The 17,383-nt window shown below is 63.3% G+C and carries 14 protein-coding genes and 1 pseudogene; 9 read left to right on the top strand and 6 right to left on the bottom strand.

Features of this window, described 5'->3' with window-relative positions; translation table 11 throughout:
* Window positions 1-66: 66 nt before the first annotated feature.
* The 5 genes from C0Z16_RS14865 (at window position 67) to C0Z16_RS14845 (ending at window position 4,811) form a co-directional block, all read left to right on the top strand.
* Window positions 67-1,818: an ABC transporter ATP-binding protein/permease gene (locus tag C0Z16_RS14865; RefSeq protein ID WP_102632892.1), complete on the top strand. Its 1,752-nt coding sequence runs from the start codon at window positions 67-69 to the stop codon at window positions 1,816-1,818.
* Window positions 1,815-2,615, top strand: a complete 801-nt coding sequence (locus C0Z16_RS14860; RefSeq protein ID WP_102632891.1) for an SDR family NAD(P)-dependent oxidoreductase — start codon at window positions 1,815-1,817, stop codon at window positions 2,613-2,615. The genes C0Z16_RS14865 and C0Z16_RS14860 overlap by 4 nt, the downstream gene beginning before the upstream one ends.
* Before the next feature lie 182 nt (window positions 2,616-2,797).
* Window positions 2,798-3,259: a hypothetical protein gene (locus C0Z16_RS14855; RefSeq protein WP_102632890.1), complete on the top strand. Its 462-nt coding sequence runs from the start codon at window positions 2,798-2,800 to the stop codon at window positions 3,257-3,259.
* Window positions 3,260-3,400: 141 nt separating this feature from the next.
* A complete protein-coding gene (locus C0Z16_RS14850; protein WP_102632889.1) occupies window positions 3,401-3,979 on the top strand; it encodes a hypothetical protein in 579 nt (192 codons plus the stop codon).
* A 91-nt stretch (window positions 3,980-4,070) separates the two neighbouring features.
* On the top strand, window positions 4,071-4,811 hold the full coding sequence (locus tag C0Z16_RS14845; RefSeq protein WP_102632888.1) for a response regulator: 741 nt from the start codon (window positions 4,071-4,073) through the stop codon (window positions 4,809-4,811).
* Between the two features lie 37 nt (window positions 4,812-4,848).
* Here C0Z16_RS14845 and C0Z16_RS14840 read toward each other — a convergent pair whose 3' ends face one another.
* The 3 genes from C0Z16_RS14840 to C0Z16_RS14830 all read right to left on the bottom strand — a co-directional run bounded on the left by C0Z16_RS14840 (window position 4,849) and on the right by C0Z16_RS14830 (window position 6,469).
* Window positions 4,849-5,517, bottom strand: a complete 669-nt coding sequence (locus C0Z16_RS14840) for a flagellar basal body L-ring protein FlgH (protein ID WP_102632887.1) — start codon at window positions 5,515-5,517, stop codon at window positions 4,849-4,851.
* Window positions 5,518-5,578: 61 nt separating this feature from the next.
* Window positions 5,579-6,298, bottom strand: a complete 720-nt coding sequence (locus tag C0Z16_RS14835; RefSeq protein ID WP_102632886.1) for a hypothetical protein — start codon at window positions 6,296-6,298, stop codon at window positions 5,579-5,581.
* Between the two features lie 3 nt (window positions 6,299-6,301).
* The gene (locus C0Z16_RS14830) at window positions 6,302-6,469 is read right to left on the bottom strand and encodes a DUF6726 family protein (RefSeq protein ID WP_322788908.1); all 168 of its coding nucleotides are present in this window, start codon (window positions 6,467-6,469) and stop codon (window positions 6,302-6,304) included.
* Between the two features lie 255 nt (window positions 6,470-6,724).
* Between C0Z16_RS14830 and C0Z16_RS37415 the strand changes: the two genes are divergently transcribed.
* The 3 genes from C0Z16_RS37415 (at window position 6,725) to C0Z16_RS14815 (ending at window position 9,181) form a co-directional block, all read left to right on the top strand.
* Window positions 6,725-7,048 (top strand): hypothetical protein, encoded by a 324-nt coding sequence (locus C0Z16_RS37415; protein ID WP_146014310.1) that lies wholly within the window; start codon window positions 6,725-6,727, stop codon window positions 7,046-7,048.
* A 100-nt stretch (window positions 7,049-7,148) separates the two neighbouring features.
* Entirely contained in the window at window positions 7,149-7,889 is a 741-nt protein-coding gene (locus tag C0Z16_RS14820; protein ID WP_102632883.1) for a response regulator, read from the top strand.
* On the top strand, window positions 7,886-9,181 hold the full coding sequence (locus C0Z16_RS14815) for an ATP-binding protein (protein WP_102632882.1): 1,296 nt from the start codon (window positions 7,886-7,888) through the stop codon (window positions 9,179-9,181). The genes C0Z16_RS14820 and C0Z16_RS14815 overlap by 4 nt, the downstream gene beginning before the upstream one ends.
* Before the next feature lie 252 nt (window positions 9,182-9,433).
* Here C0Z16_RS14815 and C0Z16_RS14810 read toward each other — a convergent pair whose 3' ends face one another.
* Window positions 9,434-10,378: a tyrosine-protein phosphatase gene (locus tag C0Z16_RS14810; protein ID WP_102632881.1), complete on the bottom strand. Its 945-nt coding sequence runs from the start codon at window positions 10,376-10,378 to the stop codon at window positions 9,434-9,436.
* A gap of 148 nt (window positions 10,379-10,526) precedes the next feature.
* Here C0Z16_RS14810 and C0Z16_RS14805 point away from each other — a divergent pair.
* Window positions 10,527-10,706 (top strand): annotated as a pseudogene (locus tag C0Z16_RS14805) (D-amino acid dehydrogenase); the annotation flags it as partial.
* A gap of 194 nt (window positions 10,707-10,900) precedes the next feature.
* On the opposite strand, the gene C0Z16_RS14800 reads toward C0Z16_RS14805, so the two are convergent.
* The gene (locus C0Z16_RS14800; RefSeq protein WP_102632880.1) at window positions 10,901-12,370 is read right to left on the bottom strand and encodes a glutamate synthase subunit beta; all 1,470 of its coding nucleotides are present in this window, start codon (window positions 12,368-12,370) and stop codon (window positions 10,901-10,903) included.
* Between the two features lie 130 nt (window positions 12,371-12,500).
* Window positions 12,501-17,204, bottom strand: a complete 4,704-nt coding sequence (locus tag C0Z16_RS14795; RefSeq protein ID WP_102632879.1) for a glutamate synthase-related protein — start codon at window positions 17,202-17,204, stop codon at window positions 12,501-12,503.
* Between the last annotated feature and the right edge of the window lie 179 nt (window positions 17,205-17,383).

Here is a 17,383-nt window from a genome sequence, read left to right as displayed (position 1 = left end):
CGGCTCATCCAATGGGCTCGCCCCAGTGGGCCGGCCTGGATAGGCCAGCACTTCTTCAGGACGCTCATGAGAACGAATACTTCTGTCAGCCCCGCGCTGCCGCCCGACGAGAAAGTCTCCGCCTGGAGCCTGATCAAACCCTACTGGGTCTCCGAAGAACGGAAGACGGCTTGGGCGCTACTCATCGCGATCATCGTGATGAACCTGCTGGTCGTGTGGATCAACGTGCGCTTGAACCGCTGGAGCGCGGACTTCTATAACGCGCTGCAAACCAAGAACGTGCGCGATTTCCCGCATCTGCTGATGGTGTTTTCGGGACTCGCGTTCGGCTTCATTATCCTCGCGGTGTATGGGCGTTACTTGCGGCAGATGCTCGGCTTCCGCTGGCGCCAGTGGCTCACCACGCGCTATCTGAACGAGTGGCTGCATGACAGTGCGTTCTACCGGATCGAGCGCGACCGTCTCGCCGACAACCCCGACCAGCGGATCAGCGACGACCTTCAGTCATTCGCCACCACCACGCTTTCGCTGACGCTGGACCTGCTGTCCACCGTCGTCACGCTCGTGTCGTTCATCACGATCCTGTGGTCGCTCGCCGGCGCGCTGACCATCACGCTCGGCGGCATGCCGTTACAGATTCCCGGCTATATGGTGTGGGCGGCCGCACTATACGCAGTGGTCGGTTCGCTGATCATTCAGAAGGTCGGCCATCCGCTCGTGCCTATCAATTACCAGGCGCAGAAAGTCGAGGCGGACTTCCGTTTCGGCCTGATCCGTATGCGTGAAAACGCAGAGCAGATCGCGTTCTACAACGGCATGGACACCGAGAAGCACAACGCCTACACGCTGTTCGGCCGCATCCGCGACAACTGGTGGCAAGTCATGAAATACACGAAGCGGCTCACCTTCGTGCTGAGTTTCTACGGCCAGATCGCGATCATCTTTCCGCTCGTCGTCGCCGCCCCGCGCTACTTCGCCGGCGCCTTCACATTCGGCGTGCTGATGCAGATATCCAGCGCCTTCGGCACCGTCAGCGATTCGTTCTCGTGGTTCATCAACAGTTACTCGACGCTCGTCGAATGGCGCGCGACGGTCAACCGGTTGCGCGAATTCAAGCGCGTCGTGCATGCGCCGCGTCTAAAGGAATCGGTGTCGCCGGCCACCGCGCACGGCGGCATCAACCTGCATTTCGTCGACGCCGACAAGCTCTCCACCGACGGCCTCAAGCTCGCGCTGCCGAACGGCAACCCGCTCTCGCGCATTCGCGATATCGCGATCCACCCAGGCTCGCGCTGGCTCGTACGCGGCCCGTCCGGATCGGGCAAGAGCACGTTGATGCGCGCGCTGGCCGGCTTGTGGCCGTTCGGCGACGGCTCGATCGACGCGCCGGTGAACGCACGCATGATGTTCATTCCGCAGGTCAGCTACATGCCGATCGGCACGCTGAAGGCGGCGCTCACGTATCCGTCCGCGGCCAGCACCTATAGCGACGAAGAATGCCGCGAAGCGCTCGTCATCTGCCATTTGTCGGAATACGCGGACCGTCTGCAGGAATCGGGGCACTGGACGCGCATGCTGTCGCCCGGCGAGCAGCAACGCCTCGCCGCCGCGCGCGTGCTACTGCACAAGCCAGACTACCTGTTCCTCGACGAAGCAACGAGCGCGCTCGACGCCGAGAACGAAGCGCGTCTCTATCGCCTCTTCACCGAACGGCTGCCGAAGGCGGCGATTGTGAGCGTCGCGCATCGCGAATCGCTGGCGGCGTTCCATGACGAAACGCTCGATGTCGAGCGCGCCGGCGAAGCAGTCGCCGCATGAATTCCGAAAGCGACGTGGACAGCGCAGGCAGCGCGGGTTTCGACCGCGTCGTGCTGATCACGGGGGCGGGCTCGGGCATCGGCGCGTCACTGGCCCGACGCATCGCCGCGCCACGGGTGGCGCTCATGCTGCATGCGCGTGGCGCGGATAGTGAAGCGCGCCAGCGTCTCAAGCAAGTCGCCGCCGATTGCAGCGCGAACGGCGCAACATGCGCGACGGTGTTCGGCGACCTCGCCGAGCGTGGCGCCGCGGAACACGTGGTGCATCAAACGCTCGCGAAGTTCGGTGCACTCGATCAACTCGTCGCCAACGCAGGCCACGCGCAGCGACAAACGCTTCAGGCGCTCGATACCGACGCGTTGAACGCGGCGTTCTCCGCAATGCCCGCCGCGTTTATGTCGCTCGTCAAACGCGCGACGCCCGCATTGGAAACGTCGAAGCGCGGCCGCGTGGTCGCGCTCAGTTCGTTTGTCGCGCACCGCTATCGCGCCGACGCCCCGTTTGCCGCCACCGCGGCGGCGAAAGCGGCGCTCGAATCGCTGGCAAAAACAGCGGCGGTGGAACTCGCGCCGCATGGCGTGACCGTCAACTGCGTGGCGCCCGGCTATACGCGCAAGGATCGCGGCCCGAGCGCCGATAACGCTGCCGTGTGGACGCGCGCCGCCGAATCGACGCCGCTCGGCCACATCGCCGAACCCGCCGACGTCGCCGCGCTGATCGCGTTCCTGCTTTCCGACGAAGCGCGTCACATCACCGGCCAGGTGATTCACGTCGACGGCGGACTGACGCTGGGTTGACGCTGGGTTGACGCTCCGAATACATCGGCAAGATCCCGAAACACGCGAGAACAGTTCGAAAGCATTTGCGAAGCGGGCAAGCTTTTCCGCCCTTTGAAAAGAGCTCGCAACAGCGACGATAGTCGTGCGCGTCGTAACCCCAGCGGCCCGCACGCCCTCCACCGCTAACGGACTCTCCGCACATGTCACTCCATCGCTGCTCTTCCCCTGTAATCCATCGCGTCGCGATTGCATTCGGCGCAGCCGCGCTGCTGACAAGCGTCGCGCACGCAGCGCAAGCCACCCAGCCGACCGAGCCGGCGGACGTGTGTCCGGCGCTCAAGCACATCGTCGAAGCATCCGACTTCAAGCAATTGCACACGCAGCCGGCCGCACAACTGCCGGGCCAGGCCAACGCGGAAGATTGCCGCGCCAACGCGCATGCGTACGATTGCCACTGGCGCGCGCATTGGCAAGCCGACGGAGTCGTCAACGATCCGCTCGAAGAAATTGGCGCCGACATCGCCGCCTGCTTTCCGAACGTCATACACGACGTGAATACGCCGACGCGCCAGCACTTCATCGTGACCACCGCCGAGCGTCGCGTGAACGTTACCGCGAGCGTGCAAGGGCAAAGCGAATTGCGCCTGCGCGTCACGCGCTAAGCACGAGGACGATGCCGTCATCCGCTTCTTGCGCGTTCTTGCATTCCGTTTGTCCACATTGCCACCTGCCTCTGCTTCATGACCTTCATGCCTGGCACAAGCGCTAACGCTTTCACGCAAGCCCCACGGGCGGCGTGGGTCATGTTGCGGCGGCCCTGCGCGTGGCTCGCGGCCTCGGCGACACTGACGGTCGGACTCAACGGCTGCGCGTGGACGCTGATCCAGGCAGCCGACGCCACCGGCTCCGTGATCCAGGCCGGCTACGCGATTGCGGCGAACTATTCGTCGCCGACCTTCGTGAACGGCCGTCCCGCGGATGTGCATCACGTTTGCATCGAAGTGAATCAGGCCGTGTCGGTCGGCGATTTCGTGCCCGCGCTGCAACTCGCGCTCGAGCGCCGCGGCATTCGTTCGGACGTCTACAATCCGGGCACCTCGCCCACGGGCTGCGAGGCGCGCCTCGTCTACAACGCCGCGATCGACTACGGCCGCCGCTCGTTCAGCGACGAGTCGATCCAGTATCTGTCGATCATCGACTTGACGCTCCTGCAGAACAGCCGCATTCTCGTCACTGCTCGCTATCAGACCGGCGGCCTCAACACCGACCGCTTCTCTTCCGCGTCGACCAAGCTCAACGGACTGATCGACAAGATGGTGGTCGACCAGGCCGACTTCAGCCGTCAGACGATGCAGACGATTCAAACTTCGCAAGTCAATTAGGCCTGCGTCTCATTGTTTTCTCTTACGCGGGAAAGTATTGGAAAGCGTTAGCCGCTTTGCTGCGTCCGCACGGATCACTAAGATGATCTGAATGAACCAATCCATTCTGGTCGTCGACGACGACCCCGTCGTACGTGAGCTCGTCAGCCAGTATCTCGAAGGGCGCGGCTTCAAGGTCGCCACCCTCGAGCATGGGATGGCGCTGCAGCGCAAGCTTCAGGACGAGCGTCCCGCGCTGGTCGTGCTCGACATCATGATGCCGGAGCTCGACGGCATCAGTGCGCTGCGCGCATTGCGCGTCGCGGGCGACGATATTCCCGTCATTCTTCTCACCGCGCGTGCCGATCCGATCGATCGCGTGATCGGCCTCGAACTCGGCGCCGACGATTACCTCGGCAAGCCGTTCGAACCGAGCGAACTCGTCGCGCGGATTCGCACGGTGCTGCGGCGTCGCGGCTCCATTGCGCCGAGCGCGCCGGAACAACGTGCGCCGTATCGCTTCGGCCGCTTCGAAGTGAATTTTCCGGCGCGCGAATTGCGCCGCGACGGCGAGCGCATCACGTTGCGCTCGAGTGAATTCGCGATGCTGAAGGTATTCATCGCGCATGCGATGGCCGTGCTCACGCGCGCGCAGTTGCTCGAAAAACTGCATGGCAATAGCGAGGCGCATCGCAACCGCAGTCTCGACGTGTCGATCTGGCGTTTGCGCCGCCTGATCGAAGTCGATCCGTCAGAACCGCGCTACGTGCAAACGGTTTGGGGACGCGGCTACGTGTTCGTGCCGGACGGCGAAATCGGCGCTGCGGAACGCGGCCCGGCAGCGGTTTCATAGTAAGCGACCAAAGGCGATGAGTCGCTTCGCTTCGCCGTCAAAAAGTCAGCACGCTAAGAAACATTCGCTGCAGCCAACCCATGGTGGTGGCGTCGGAAAGCATGCCGACGCCCGCCTGTTCGATGCGCGCATTCGCGACCTTGCTCGAAGCCACGAAATTGCCTGCTTCGATATCCTTAGGATTGATCACGCCCGACAGGCGCAGGCGGTCGCGGTTGCCGCTCATCGAAATAAGCTTTTCGCCCGACACCACGAGGTTGCCGGTGGGCATCGTGCCGATCACCGTTACCGCGAGCGTGCCGGTCATGCCGCTTACGTCGGTGAGGTTGCCTTGCCCTTTGAATTCGGTACTCGCCGAGCCCACGTTGAAAAGCCTCGCGAGCCGTGCGGCGGCGCCGGTCGAATGATCGGCGGCATCGGCGGTAATGCTGCTGGTGCGGCTTGCCGCCGCGGTCGAGCTGTTGTTGCCGCTATACGACTCCGAGAGGCGGATCGTCAGCACGTCGCCGATATGCTGGGCGCGCGGCGTCTCGTAGAGCACCATCAGTGTGCCGGACTGGTAGATCGCGCCCTGCGTGTTGACGTTCAACGCAGCGGACACGAGCGGCGGCGCCATCGGCGTCTCGACGATCGATTTCTGTGCGCCGGCGCAAGCCGATAGACATGCCGCGGCGCACAGCGCGACGGAAAAACGTACCGTTGCCATTGTGTGACTCCCTGGCCGGATCGGCCTCATCTTCAACCGCTACAACCGCTTCGACCGCACATCAACCCGCTTCGGCATCGCTCGCCTGCCACTGCCGTACCACCGACTTGACCCACGCGTCCGAACCCTTCAGCAGATAAGTGAGCGTGCCGTTGCGCGTGCCCGGCAAAAAGCACAGCGTGATCGAGCTGACCGCGTTTTCCCACACGTACACCGGCATCGCGCCCGGCGACGACACGTTCTGCGTCGCGTGACGCGGCGGCCCGTAGCGGTCTGCGAGCGCCTCGCGCAAATCCTCGGCGGTGACTTCGTCGATCACCAAAGAAATCTCGTAAAGACGCAGCGCGCTTTGTCCTTCTATTCGCGCGAAGCGCAGTACGTGCTCGGCCGCCGGCGTGCCGTCGACTACCGCTTGCGACAACACCCAACCGTTGTCGCCGCGATGCGCCCAGCGGCACGCGACGGTCAAACTCTCGTGCGACTTCAACCGCATGCCGAGCGCCCCGGCCTGCACGTCCGTCTCGCAGACAGGCACGCTGCCGACCGGTGTCGCGCGCACCTTCGAGCCGGCGCGGAACTCGTCGAGCGTGATGCCCAACGCGATGCCGCGGAATGCGAACGGCGCCTCCTGCGCACGCCGGCGCGCGTCGGCGAACGCGTCCTTGGATGCGGCGCCGGCGTTCGCCGCACTGGCTTCGCGCGCCACCGGCTGCGCCAACACCGTCAGCGCGAACGTGCCGCAAAGCAGCGCCAACCCACAGGCAATCCGTTTGGGTGTCATGATTCAGTCGATCGCGGATGAACACATGTCGAACGGCGTGGCCGCGGCATGGCCGACAACCGGGATGATTTTCAGCGTGGCTGAAGTCAGCCTGCACGGCAGCGCGGCAACGGCGCAGCCGCCGAGCGGCAGCAGCGCCGCGCCGAGCGCAAGCCACGCAACGACGCGAATAAAACGCTCAAGGATTCTCGGGGTCGACACAGGGGCCTCGGTACGTCAGGCTGTTGTGTTGACGTGATGTCCGACGAGGCCCGCGGGCATCGATGGCAGCGGCTGCGCCTGTGTCGTGGAGCCCTTAGCTTGCACGGTGCTGCCCGGGTAGGTCGAGCTGGTTGAGGCCGCCGGCTTTTCCGCCGCTTTCGTGGGCGCGGCCGAAGAAACTCGGGTGGAATTGAGGTTGCTTGGAACGGTCATGGTGAGCCTCGCATGGCACTGGATCTAGCTGGATTTCAGTCTCACGCCGCCTGCGTTGAACTCAGGTTATTGGGCTCTGTTGGCATGCGGCGCAACGTATTGCAGGACGAATCATCGCGCCGCCGCGACCCGGGCTATGCACGAAGAAAAGCGCGCTTTTCGGCGGTTGTTACGACCAGTTGCCAGCGATTTCCAGCACTTTCCATCGCGCGCGAATTCTTTCCGGATAGTCGCTCCATGCGAAAACAATTCGACGCCACGACCGGCGTTCCGGACCGCATGCCAGCCGCATTGCCAGATACGGCAGCGCTGAAATATGCTGTGAGCCTTGGGTGACGGGCCTTACGCGTAGGTGCACCGAATTCGCGCGTCGCGGGTAAGCATTGGTAAGAAAACAGTCGGCCGCTCGTCGCGCGCGTCAGTCTAGAATTTCGCCATGAATCCACAGGTCCTTATCGTCGACGACGATCCGGTCGTACGCGATCTGCTTTGCAAGTTCTTGCAGTCGAACGGCTTTGACGCGTCGGTGCTGCATGACGGCACCTATCTCCAGCGCCGGCTCGAGCGCGAACGGCCGTCGGTCGTCGTGCTCGACATCATGATGCCGAACACCGACGGCCTGCGCGCGCTCACCGCGCTGCGCGCCGCCGGCGACGACATTCCGGTGATCTTCGTGACCGCGCGCGGCACGGTGGCCGACCGCATCGTCGGGCTCTCGCTCGGGGCGGACGACTATCTGACCAAACCGTTTGATCCACGCGAACTGCTCGCGCGCATCCACACGGTTCTGCGGCGTCGCGGCCCATCCACCACGAGCGCGCCCGAAGCCCGCAAGCCGTACAAGTTCGGCCCGTTCGAACTGGACTTCGGCACGCGCTCGCTGTCGCGCGCCGACTCCAGACTGCCGCTGCGCGACAGTGAGTTCGCGCTCCTGAAGATCTTCGTCAACAATCCTTATAAGGTGTTGTCGCGCGTGCTGATTCACGACCTCGTGCACCGCGACAACCTCGCCTTCCGCGACCGCAGCCTCGACGTGCCGATCTGGCGCCTGCGCCGTGTGATCGAAGACGATCCGTCCAATCCCTGCTACGTGCAAACGGTGCGCGGCAAGGGTTATGTCTTCGTGCCCGACGCCGACGGCACACCGTTTTCCGAAGAGGCCGTCTCGAACGCATGAGAAACCCGCTGAACACGCTATTCGGCAGAATGGCGTTGCTGTCGACGGCGGTGCTATTCGCGATTCAGGCCGGCTGGTTCGTACTGGTGGTGATGCAGCCGCCGCGTCATGAGATCGACGGCTTCGCGCGCGGCATTGTGCTGGTGTTGCAGGCCATCAACGGTGAGCCGATCAAGGGCGCCGCGCTCGCGCCCGCCATGCGCGTGCATCTCGTTCCGACCTGGAACATGCCGCCGACTGTCCATCTGCGCGAGCCGACTGATCATCTCGTCGCCGAGTTGACCCGCCATCTGCATGACAATCTTCCGCCTGGCACCAGCATCGCCGTTGACGACCTGCGGCCGCCGCAGTTGTGGGTGCTGTTTCCCGGCAAGTCGAATTGGGTCGTGCTGCCGGTCGATCTTCCGCCGCCGCCGCGCTTTCTGATCGAAGCCATTTCGATGCTGGTCGCCGCGCTGATTCTCTCGCTGTTCGCGGTCTGGCAGATGCAGCGTCCGCTCTCGCGTGTCGGCGACGCCGCGCGAGCGTTCGGTTCGGGCGGACGGCCGGAGCCCGTCACGGTGCAAGGTCCGCGCGAGCTACGCGATCTGATCAGCTCGTTCAATGACATGATGCGGCGCCTGAACGAAGCCGGCGACGACCAGGCCGTCATGCTTGCCGGCGTCGCGCACGACCTGAAAGCGCCGCTCACGCGGCTGAAGTTGCGCGCGAGCGTGCTCGTCGCGGAAAGCGAGCGAGCCGGCCTGATTCGCGATGTGGACTCCCTGACCAACATCGTCCAGCAGTTTCTGGAATTCGCCGGCCAATCCGCCGACGCGGGGCCGCCGGTCGAAGTCGATGAGTTCCTGCGCGAACAGTTTTCCGCCACCGACAGCATCGCCGACTGCGCCGACAGCACTAACGAAACACCGCTCTTCGCGCTGCATCTGCGCGCGGGTCCGTCGTTCGCATTGCCGCGCACACTGCTAGACCGGCTGGTGACGAACCTCGTCGATAACGCGTTGGAACATGGCGCGGCGCCCGTCGATATCTCGACCTCGCGCAACGACGGGCATTGGGTCATCAGCGTGCGCGACCACGGCGCGGGTATTGCGGACGATCGTATCGCCGCTGCGATGAAACCCTTCGTGCGGCTCGATGCGGCGCGCGGCGGCGAAGGCCATTGCGGCCTTGGGCTCGCAATCGTCGCGCGGCTCGCCCACGATCGCGGCGGACATTGCCACGTGCGCAATCACGCTCAAGGCGGCCTGGAAGTGTGTATCGAGTTGCCGGTCGCACCGGCGTCGGTATGAAACGCTGCCTCCCGGAGCGCGAAGGAGCGGCGCGGCGCGGCGCATAGCTTACCCAGCCTTACTGAATCGGCTATTGCGTGGCCGGCGGCTTTATAGTTGGCCCCGGCAACCTCGATGCCGCCCTTCTCAGTCCGCCCGCTTTATCCGGGGCGGATTTTTTTTGCCCGCGTTTTTGGTCCGCTTTTTTGGGCCGCGTTTTTCGGCCCGCGTTTTTTTTGCCGCGCTCTGGACCGTGCTGCGTCCAGCGCGCATTCACATCACGAGACGGCTGCGCAAGCTGTCGATGGTCGATTCGGACACGCCCAGGCCTTGCGTCAGGTAGCGCGTCATCGTGCCGTAGCTCGCCTGCACCTGGTCGAACCCCGCCTGCAGAAAGCTTTCCTGAACGCCGAGCAACGGCTCCTGGATCGCGGCCAGCGCGTCGCCGTCCTGCGCGCGCAAGGTTTCCCTCTGCGACTGGATCGTCTGCGCGCGGTAGACGTTGCTCAACAGATAGTCCTGCATGATGACGTCGAGCGGGACGTTCGCAATACTTTGCAGAAGCGCCGCCACCCAGCCGGCGCGATCCTTACCTGCGTTCGAATGGATGAGTTGCGCGGCTGGACCGTCGGCGAGCTGACGCAGCAGTGTGCCAAGGCTCTCCCTCTGTGCCGCGCCGGTCACGTAGCCGCGCGCCTGCGACTCCATGAAAGCTACGGCGGTGCCGACGGAATCGAAAACCGGCGCAACGAAGTCGCGGACGCCGAGAACATTCAGCGTCTGCGAAACTGCGCCGCGAGGCAGGATGTCGGCGCTTCGCTCTACCTCGGCGGGCGTGCGCAGATCGTAGACAGCGGCAATGCCAAGCATCTCCATGGCTGTCTGATCGGCCACGCTGAGCGTCAGCACGTTCGCGCGGAAGAATGCGCCGCGGCGCATCTGTTTGCCGTCGACTGTCGGATAGCCGGCGGCAGCGCCCGCGATATCGCGGAAATTGTCCACCGACGCCAGCCGCGGCGTCTCACCCTGCTCATTGCCCAGGTTGCCGCCGCCGCACGCTGAAAGCAGGGAGCTGCTCATGCCGGACACGAGCAGAACGCTGGCGGAGCGCTTGAGGAACATGCGGCGCGACGGGCATGCCGCAAGCTGGCTCGCACGCACGGTCGTGAAGGCAAAATGGCGGGGAGGAACCGGGCAGGTTTTCGCGGTGACGGGCATTAGACGTATAGAGATGGCGGGCGCGCGCGTGAGTAGATAATGTGCAGCCGATGGTGCAGCCGATGCGCTGCGCGCGCAGTTTAACGGTGTTCGATATTTTTGGGGTTACCGCGTAGTAGTTGGTAAGAAATGGCTTTCGGAACCTTCCCCTTTCGGCGCGCCGTTGCTTGGACCCTCGGGCATCGGCAATCTGCGGCTGAATCGTGGCCACGGTTCGACCGGCTGGGCGATGTCGATGGGGTCAGCGCGTGTGGTCGCGGATCTGATCACACAGCGCAAACCGGAGATCGATCTCGAAGGGCTGACGTTGGCGCGCTATCGCAAATGACATTACGAGGCGACGTTTAAAACCGACATGAAAAAGCCGGGTCACCCTCTCAGGAGCCCGGCTTCGTTTTTTACCGCTTTGATATACCGCCTGATGCGCCGCTTACGAGGCACATCGTCGTCTCCACCTCTTCCTGCGAGCATTCGCCGGTTTCCGCATCACTGCAAACGGCCGCAAAAACCGGACAGAGACGTCTACCGCGGCAGTTCCGAATGACCCATCAGGAACGCGTCGACCGAACGCGCGCATTGACGGCCTTCCCGGATCGCCCATACCACGAGCGACTGGCCACGGCGCATGTCGCCTGCGGTGAACACCTTGTCCACCGACGTGTAGTACGCCTTGTCGCCTTCGGTCGATGCACGCACATTGCCGCGCGCATCCTTGTCGACGCCGAACGCTTCGAGCACCGGCGACACAGGTTGCGTGAAGCCCATCGCGAGCAGCACGAGGTCAGCCTTCATTTCGAATTCCGAGCCCGGCACTTCCTGCATCTTGCCGTCCTTCCATTCGACGCGCGCCGCAATCAGCTTCTCGACCTTGCCGTTCTTGCCTTCCAGACGCTTGGTCGCCACCGCCCAATCGCGCGAACAGCCTTCATCATGCGACGACGACGTGCGCAGCTTGATCGGCCAGTACGGCCACACGAGCGGCTTGTTCTCTTCTTCCGGCGGTTGGGGCAGCAGTTCGAATTGCGTCACGCTCTTCGCGCCGTGACGGTTGGACGTGCCCACGCAGTCTGAACCCGTATCGCCGCCGCCGATCACGATCACGTGCTTGCCCTTCGCGAGCAGCTGGTTCGCGACCTTGTCGCCAGCATTGACCTTGTTCTGCTGCGGCAGGAATTCCATCGCGTAATGGATACCTTCGAGCTCACGGCCGGGCACCGGCAGATCGCGCGGCGTTTCCGAACCGCCCGCGATCACGACCGCGTCGAACTGCTCATTCAGTTCAGCCGGCGTAATGCTTTCCTTTGCCGTGTTGCCGATATACGGCGGCAGCGAATCGGCCTTGCCGACGAACACGTTCGCGCGGAACGTCACGCCTTCGGCTTCCATCTGGCGCATGCGGCGATCGATCAGCCACTTTTCCAGCTTGAAGTCGGGAATGCCGTAACGCAGCAAGCCGCCGACGCGGTCGTTCTTTTCGAACACGGTGACATCGTGCCCCGCGCGCGCTAACTGTTGCGCGACCGCCAGACCCGCGGGGCCCGAACCAACAACTGCCACCTTCTTGCCGGTCTTGTGCTTCGGCGGCTGCGGCGCAACCCAGCCTTCGGCCCATGCCTTGTCGATAATCGCGTGTTCGATCGACTTGATGCCGACCGGATCGTCGTTGATGCCGAGCGTGCACGCCGCTTCGCACGGCGCCGGGCAGATTCGGCCCGTGAACTCCGGGAAGTTGTTCGTGGAGTGCAGCACTTCGATCGCGTTCTTCCAGTCCTGATGGAACACCAGGTCGTTGAAGTCCGGAATGATGTTGTTCACCGGGCAGCCGTTGTTGCAGAACGGAATGCCGCAATCCATGCAACGTGCGCCTTGAATCTTCGCTTCGTCGTCGGTGAGTGCCGCGACGAATTCCTTGTAGTGCTTCACACGCGTGAGCGGAGCTTCGTACGCCTCGTGGCGGCGCTCGAACTCGAGAAAACCGGTTGCCTTGCCCATGTGGTTCTCTTCTCTATCTGTATCTAGGGGTGATCTGGTCCCGCCGCGTCGCACCGTTGAACGGTCGCAGGCGGCGGGTACGGCTAAAGGTGACGTCTTCTGTGCGGAACAGTCGGTGAACAGTCAGCAATCAAGCGGCGAGCACTTCCTTGTTCGCCTTCTTCGCTGCCATTTCGCCCAGCGCGCGCTTGTATTCGGTCGGGAACACCTTCACGAATTGACGGCGCGACGCATCCCAGTTTTCGAGCAGCGCTTTTGCACGCGGCGAGCCCGTGAACTGGAAGTGACGCTCGATGAGTCCCTTGAGCAGCGCTTCGTCGGTAGCGCCGGCGTGCCACAGACCCTTGTCGACCGTGCGCTCCTGTTCGGCCTGTTGCAGGACCGGATCGAGCGCGACCATCGACTTGTTGCACTTGCCCGCGAACATGTTGTCCGGGTCGTACACGTAGGCGACGCCGCCCGACATGCCGGCCGCGAAGTTACGGCCCGTTTCGCCGAGCACGACGACCGTGCCGCCCGTCATGTATTCGCAACCGTGGTCCCCCGTGCCTTCCACAACCGCCGTCGCACCCGAGTTACGCACGCAGAAACGCTCGCCCGCCACGCCGCGGAAGAACGCTTCGCCTTCGATCGCGCCATACATCACCGTATTGCCGCAAATGATGTTCTCTTCCGACTTGCCGCGGAAATCGTTCGTGGGACGGATGATGATGCGGCCGCCCGACAAACCCTTGCCGACGTAGTCGTTGCCGTCGCCTACCAGATCCAGTGTGATGCCCTTCGCGAGGAAAGCGCCGAAGCTCTGGCCCGCCGTGCCCTTCAACTGGATATGGATTGCGTCGTCGGGCAGGCCGTCGTGGCCGTACTTCTTCGCGATCATGCCCGAGAGCATTGCGCCAACCGTACGGTTCACGTTGCGCACCGGCTGGATGAACGAGACGTGCTCGCCCTTCTCGATGGCCGCCTTCGCCTTTTCAATCAGCGTGTGGTCGAGCGCGCGGTCCAGACCGTGGTCCTGAACGTCGACGTGCTTGCGCGCGACTTCAGCCGCCACTTGCGGCAGATAGAACACGCGCGAGAAATCGAGACCCTTCGCCTTCCAGTGCTCGATGCCCTTCTTCATGTCGAGCAGTTCGGCGTGACCGATCAGGTCGTCGAACTTGCGGATACCGAGTTGCGCCATGATTTCGCGCGCTTCTTCCGCGACGAAGAAGAAGAAGTTCACGACATGTTCCGGCTGCCCCTGGAACTTCGCACGTAGCACCGGGTCTTGCGTTGCGACGCCGACCGGGCAGGTGTTCAGGTGGCACTTGCGCATCATGATGCAGCCTTCGACGACGAGCGGCGCCGTCGCAAAGCCGAACTCGTCCGCGCCGAGCAGCGCGCCGATCACGACGTCGCGGCCGGTCTTCATCTGACCGTCGGCCTGCACGCGGATACGGCCGCGCAAATGGTTCAGCACCAGCGTTTGCTGCGTTTCGGCGAGACCCAGTTCCCACGGAGTGCCCGCATGTTTGACCGACGACAGCGGCGACGCGCCCGTGCCGCCGTCGTGGCCCGCGATCACGACGTGATCGGCCTTCGCCTTGGCGACGCCCGCGGCAACCGTGCCGACGCCCGACTCCGACACCAGCTTCACCGACACGCTGGCCGCCGGGTTCGCGTTCTTCAGGTCGTGAATGAGCTGCGCCAGATCTTCGATCGAGTAGATGTCGTGGTGCGGCGGCGGCGAAATGAGACCGACGCCCGGCACCGAGTAACGCAGCTTGCCGATGTATTCGGAAACCTTGTGACCCGGCAACTGGCCGCCTTCGCCCGGCTTCGCGCCTTGCGCCATCTTGATCTGGATCTGATCGGCCGAGGCGAGGTATTCCGCCGTCACGCCGAAACGGCCCGACGCCACCTGCTTGATCTTCGAGCGCAGCGAATCGCCGTCCTTCAACGGAATATCGACGATCACTTCGTCGCCGATCACGGACTTCATCGTGTCGCCGTTCTTGATCGGAATGCCACGCAGTTCGTTGCGATAGCGGTTTTCGTCCTCGCCGCCTTCGCCCGTGTTCGACTTGCCGCCGATGCGGTTCATCGCGACAGCCAGCGTAGCGTGCGCTTCCGTGCTGATCGAGCCGAGCGACATGGCGCCGGTGGCAAAACGCTTGACGATGTCCTTCGCCGATTCGACTTCGTCGAGCGGTATCGCCTTGGTCGGGTCGAGCTTGAATTCGAACAGACCACGGAATGTCATGTGACGCTTGGTCTGGTCGTTGATCAGATGCGCGTATTCCTTGTACGTCTGATACGAATTGCTGCGCGCCGAGTGCTGCAGCTTGGCGATCGCATCCGGCGTCCACATGTGTTCTTCGCCACGCACGCGGTAGGCGTACTCGCCGCCCGCGTCGAGCATGTTCGCGAGAACCGGGTTGTCGCCGAACGCGTCGCGGTGCAGACGGATCGCTTCTTCCGCGACGTCGAACAGACCAATGCCGCCAACCTTCGACGAGGTGCCCTTGAAGTACTTCTGCACGAGGTCTTCAGCGAGGCCGACCGCTTCGAAAATCTGCGCGCCGGTGTACGACATGTAGGTCGAAATGCCCATCTTGGACATGACTTTCTGCAGACCCTTGCCGACCGCCTTCGTGAAGTTGTAGACGGCCTTCTCCGGCGACAGGTCGCCCTTCAGGCCGGCTGCGAGCTGGCCAAGCGTTTCCATTGCGAGGTACGGGTGCACGGCTTCCGCGCCGTAGCCCGCGAGCAGCGCGAAGTGGTGCGTTTCACGCGCCGAGCCGGTTTCGACGACCAGACCCGTGCTTGTGCGCAGACCTTGCTGGACGAGGTGCGTGTGGATCGCGGCGGTGGCGAGCAGCGCCGGAATCGCGACGTTGTCGCGGTCCGTCTTGCGATCCGACACGATCAGCATGTTGTAGCCGGACTTGACTGCATCGACGGCTTCCGCGCACAGCGACGCAAGGCGCGCTTCGATGCCTTCCTTGCCCCATGCGACCGGATAGCAGATGTTCAGTTCGTATGAGCTGAACTTGCCGCCCGTGTACTGATCGATCGCGCGGATCTTCGCGATGTCCTTGAAGTCGAGCACGGGCTGCGACACTTCGAGGCGCATCGGCGGGTTGATGTTGTTCGTGTCCAGCAGGTTCGGCTTCGGACCGACGAACGACACCAGCGACATCACCATGTTTTCGCGGATCGGGTCGATCGGCGGGTTCGTGACTTGCGCGAACAGTTGCTTGAAGTAGTGATAGAGCGTCTTGTTCTTGTTGGACATGACCGCGAGCGGCGAGTCGTTGCCCATCGAGCCGACGGCTTCTTCGCCGGCTTGCGCCATTGGCGCCATCAGGAACTTGAGGTCTTCCTGCGTATAGCCGAACGCCTGCTGACGGTCCAGCAGTGCAGCGGCTTCGCGGCGTTCGGTCGCGACGTCTTCGGCCTTCGGCTCGATTTCGTCGAGCTTGATGCGCACAGCGTCAATCCAGCTCTTGTACGGCTTGGCGTTCGCGAGATTGTCCTTCAGTTCCTTGTCGTCGATGATGCGGCCGTGTTCCATGTCGATCAGGAACATCTTGCCCGGCTGCAGACGCCACTTCTTGACGATCTTCGACTCGGGGATAGGCAGCGTGCCGGCTTCCGACGCCATGATGACGAGGTCGTCGTCCGTGACGATGTAGCGCGCCGGGCGCAGGCCGTTACGGTCGAGCGTCGCGCCGATCTGGCGGCCGTCGGTGAACGCGATCGCGGCGGGGCCGTCCCACGGTTCCATCATCGCGGCGTGGTATTCGTAGAACGCGCGACGGTTGTCGTCCATCAGCGTGTGCTGCTCCCAGGCTTCCGGGATCATCATCATCATTGCGTGGACGAGCGGGTAGCCGGCCATCACGAGCAGCTCGAGACAGTTGTCGAACGAGGCGGTGTCCGATTGGCCCGGATAGATCAGCGGCCACAGCTTCGGGAGGTCGTCGCCGAGCACGTGCGACGCGATTGCGCCGGTACGGGCATTCAGCCAGTTGACGTTGCCCTTCACCGTGTTGATTTCGCCGTTGTGGGCGATCATCCGGTACGGGTGAGCCAATTCCCACGCCGGGAACGTGTTGGTCGAGAAACGCTGGTGCACGAGCGCGAGCGCGGAAACCGTGCGCTCGTCCTGCAGGTCGCGGTAGTACACGCCGACCTGGCCGGCCAGCAGCAGGCCCTTGTAGACGACGGTGCGCGCCGACATCGACGGCACGAAGTATTCCTTGCCGTGCTTCAGTTTCAGCGCCTGGATGCGGTGGCTCGCGGTCTTGCGGATCACGTACAGCTTCCGCTCGAGCGCGTCGGTCACCATGATGTCCTTGCCGCGGCCGATGAAGATCTGGCGGATCAGCGGCTCGCTCGCCTTGACGGTCGGCGAAATCGGCATGGTGTGGTCGACCGGCACGTCGCGCCAGCCGAGCACGACCTGGCCTTCGGCCTTCACCGTGCGCTCGAGCTCCTGTTCGCAGGCGAGACGCGACGCGTGTTCCTTTGGCAGAAACACCATGCCGACGCCGTATTCGCCGAACGGCGGCAACGTCACGCCCTGCTTTGCCATTTCCTCGCGATAGAAACCATCCGGAATCTGGATCAGGATGCCGGCGCCGTCGCCCATCAACGGATCGGCGCCGACGGCGCCCCGATGGTCGAGATTCTCGAGAATCTTCAGGCCTTGCTGAATGATCTCGTGGCTCTTCTTACCTTTGATGTGAGCAACGAAGCCGACGCCGCAGGCGTCATGTTCGTTTTCCGGGTCGTACAACCCTTGCGCGGCGGGAACCGGGTGAATCGGTTGCTGGTGGTCGTTCATGGGGACACCGTCTGTGAGGGGCCGGACAGGCCGTTAAACCGTTTTTCTATTGCCGCACGTGCACACTCGCAACGGCCAAGGCGCTTCTGGCGCTGCAGGGTGCGCCTGTCAAAAACGCCGGAATTCGGAATATACGCGACGAATCAATGGAATAGCAAATAAAACGTCGTCATCGAACC

Origin of the sequence: Paraburkholderia rhynchosiae, from assembly GCF_002879865.1 — a bacterium.
In the GTDB taxonomy this organism is placed as follows: Bacteria; Pseudomonadota; Gammaproteobacteria; order Burkholderiales; family Burkholderiaceae; genus Paraburkholderia; species Paraburkholderia rhynchosiae.
This window is presented reverse-complemented; position numbering and strand designations above follow the sequence as displayed.

What these genes read in the sequence shown, in the direction of transcription:
- C0Z16_RS14810 (WP_102632881.1), bottom strand. Translation starts at nt 10,378, where the DNA reads ATGCCCGTCACCGCGAAAACCTGCCCGGTTCCTCCCCGCCATTTTGCC.
- C0Z16_RS14815 (WP_102632882.1), top strand. Translation starts at nt 7,886, where the DNA reads ATGAGAAACCCGCTGAACACGCTATTCGGCAGAATGGCGTTGCTGTCG.
- C0Z16_RS14860 (WP_102632891.1), top strand. Translation starts at nt 1,815, where the DNA reads ATGAATTCCGAAAGCGACGTGGACAGCGCAGGCAGCGCGGGTTTCGAC.
- C0Z16_RS14800 (WP_102632880.1), bottom strand. Translation starts at nt 12,370, where the DNA reads ATGGGCAAGGCAACCGGTTTTCTCGAGTTCGAGCGCCGCCACGAGGCG.
- C0Z16_RS14845 (WP_102632888.1), top strand. Translation starts at nt 4,071, where the DNA reads ATGAACCAATCCATTCTGGTCGTCGACGACGACCCCGTCGTACGTGAG.
- C0Z16_RS14850 (WP_102632889.1), top strand. Translation starts at nt 3,401, where the DNA reads ATGTTGCGGCGGCCCTGCGCGTGGCTCGCGGCCTCGGCGACACTGACG.
- C0Z16_RS14820 (WP_102632883.1), top strand. Translation starts at nt 7,149, where the DNA reads ATGAATCCACAGGTCCTTATCGTCGACGACGATCCGGTCGTACGCGAT.
- C0Z16_RS14855 (WP_102632890.1), top strand. Translation starts at nt 2,798, where the DNA reads ATGTCACTCCATCGCTGCTCTTCCCCTGTAATCCATCGCGTCGCGATT.
- C0Z16_RS37415 (WP_146014310.1), top strand. Translation starts at nt 6,725, where the DNA reads ATGGCACTGGATCTAGCTGGATTTCAGTCTCACGCCGCCTGCGTTGAA.
- C0Z16_RS14795 (WP_102632879.1), bottom strand. Translation starts at nt 17,204, where the DNA reads ATGAACGACCACCAGCAACCGATTCACCCGGTTCCCGCCGCGCAAGGG.
- C0Z16_RS14840 (WP_102632887.1), bottom strand. Translation starts at nt 5,517, where the DNA reads ATGGCAACGGTACGTTTTTCCGTCGCGCTGTGCGCCGCGGCATGTCTA.
- C0Z16_RS14835 (WP_102632886.1), bottom strand. Translation starts at nt 6,298, where the DNA reads ATGACACCCAAACGGATTGCCTGTGGGTTGGCGCTGCTTTGCGGCACG.
- C0Z16_RS14865 (WP_102632892.1), top strand. Translation starts at nt 67, where the DNA reads ATGAGAACGAATACTTCTGTCAGCCCCGCGCTGCCGCCCGACGAGAAA.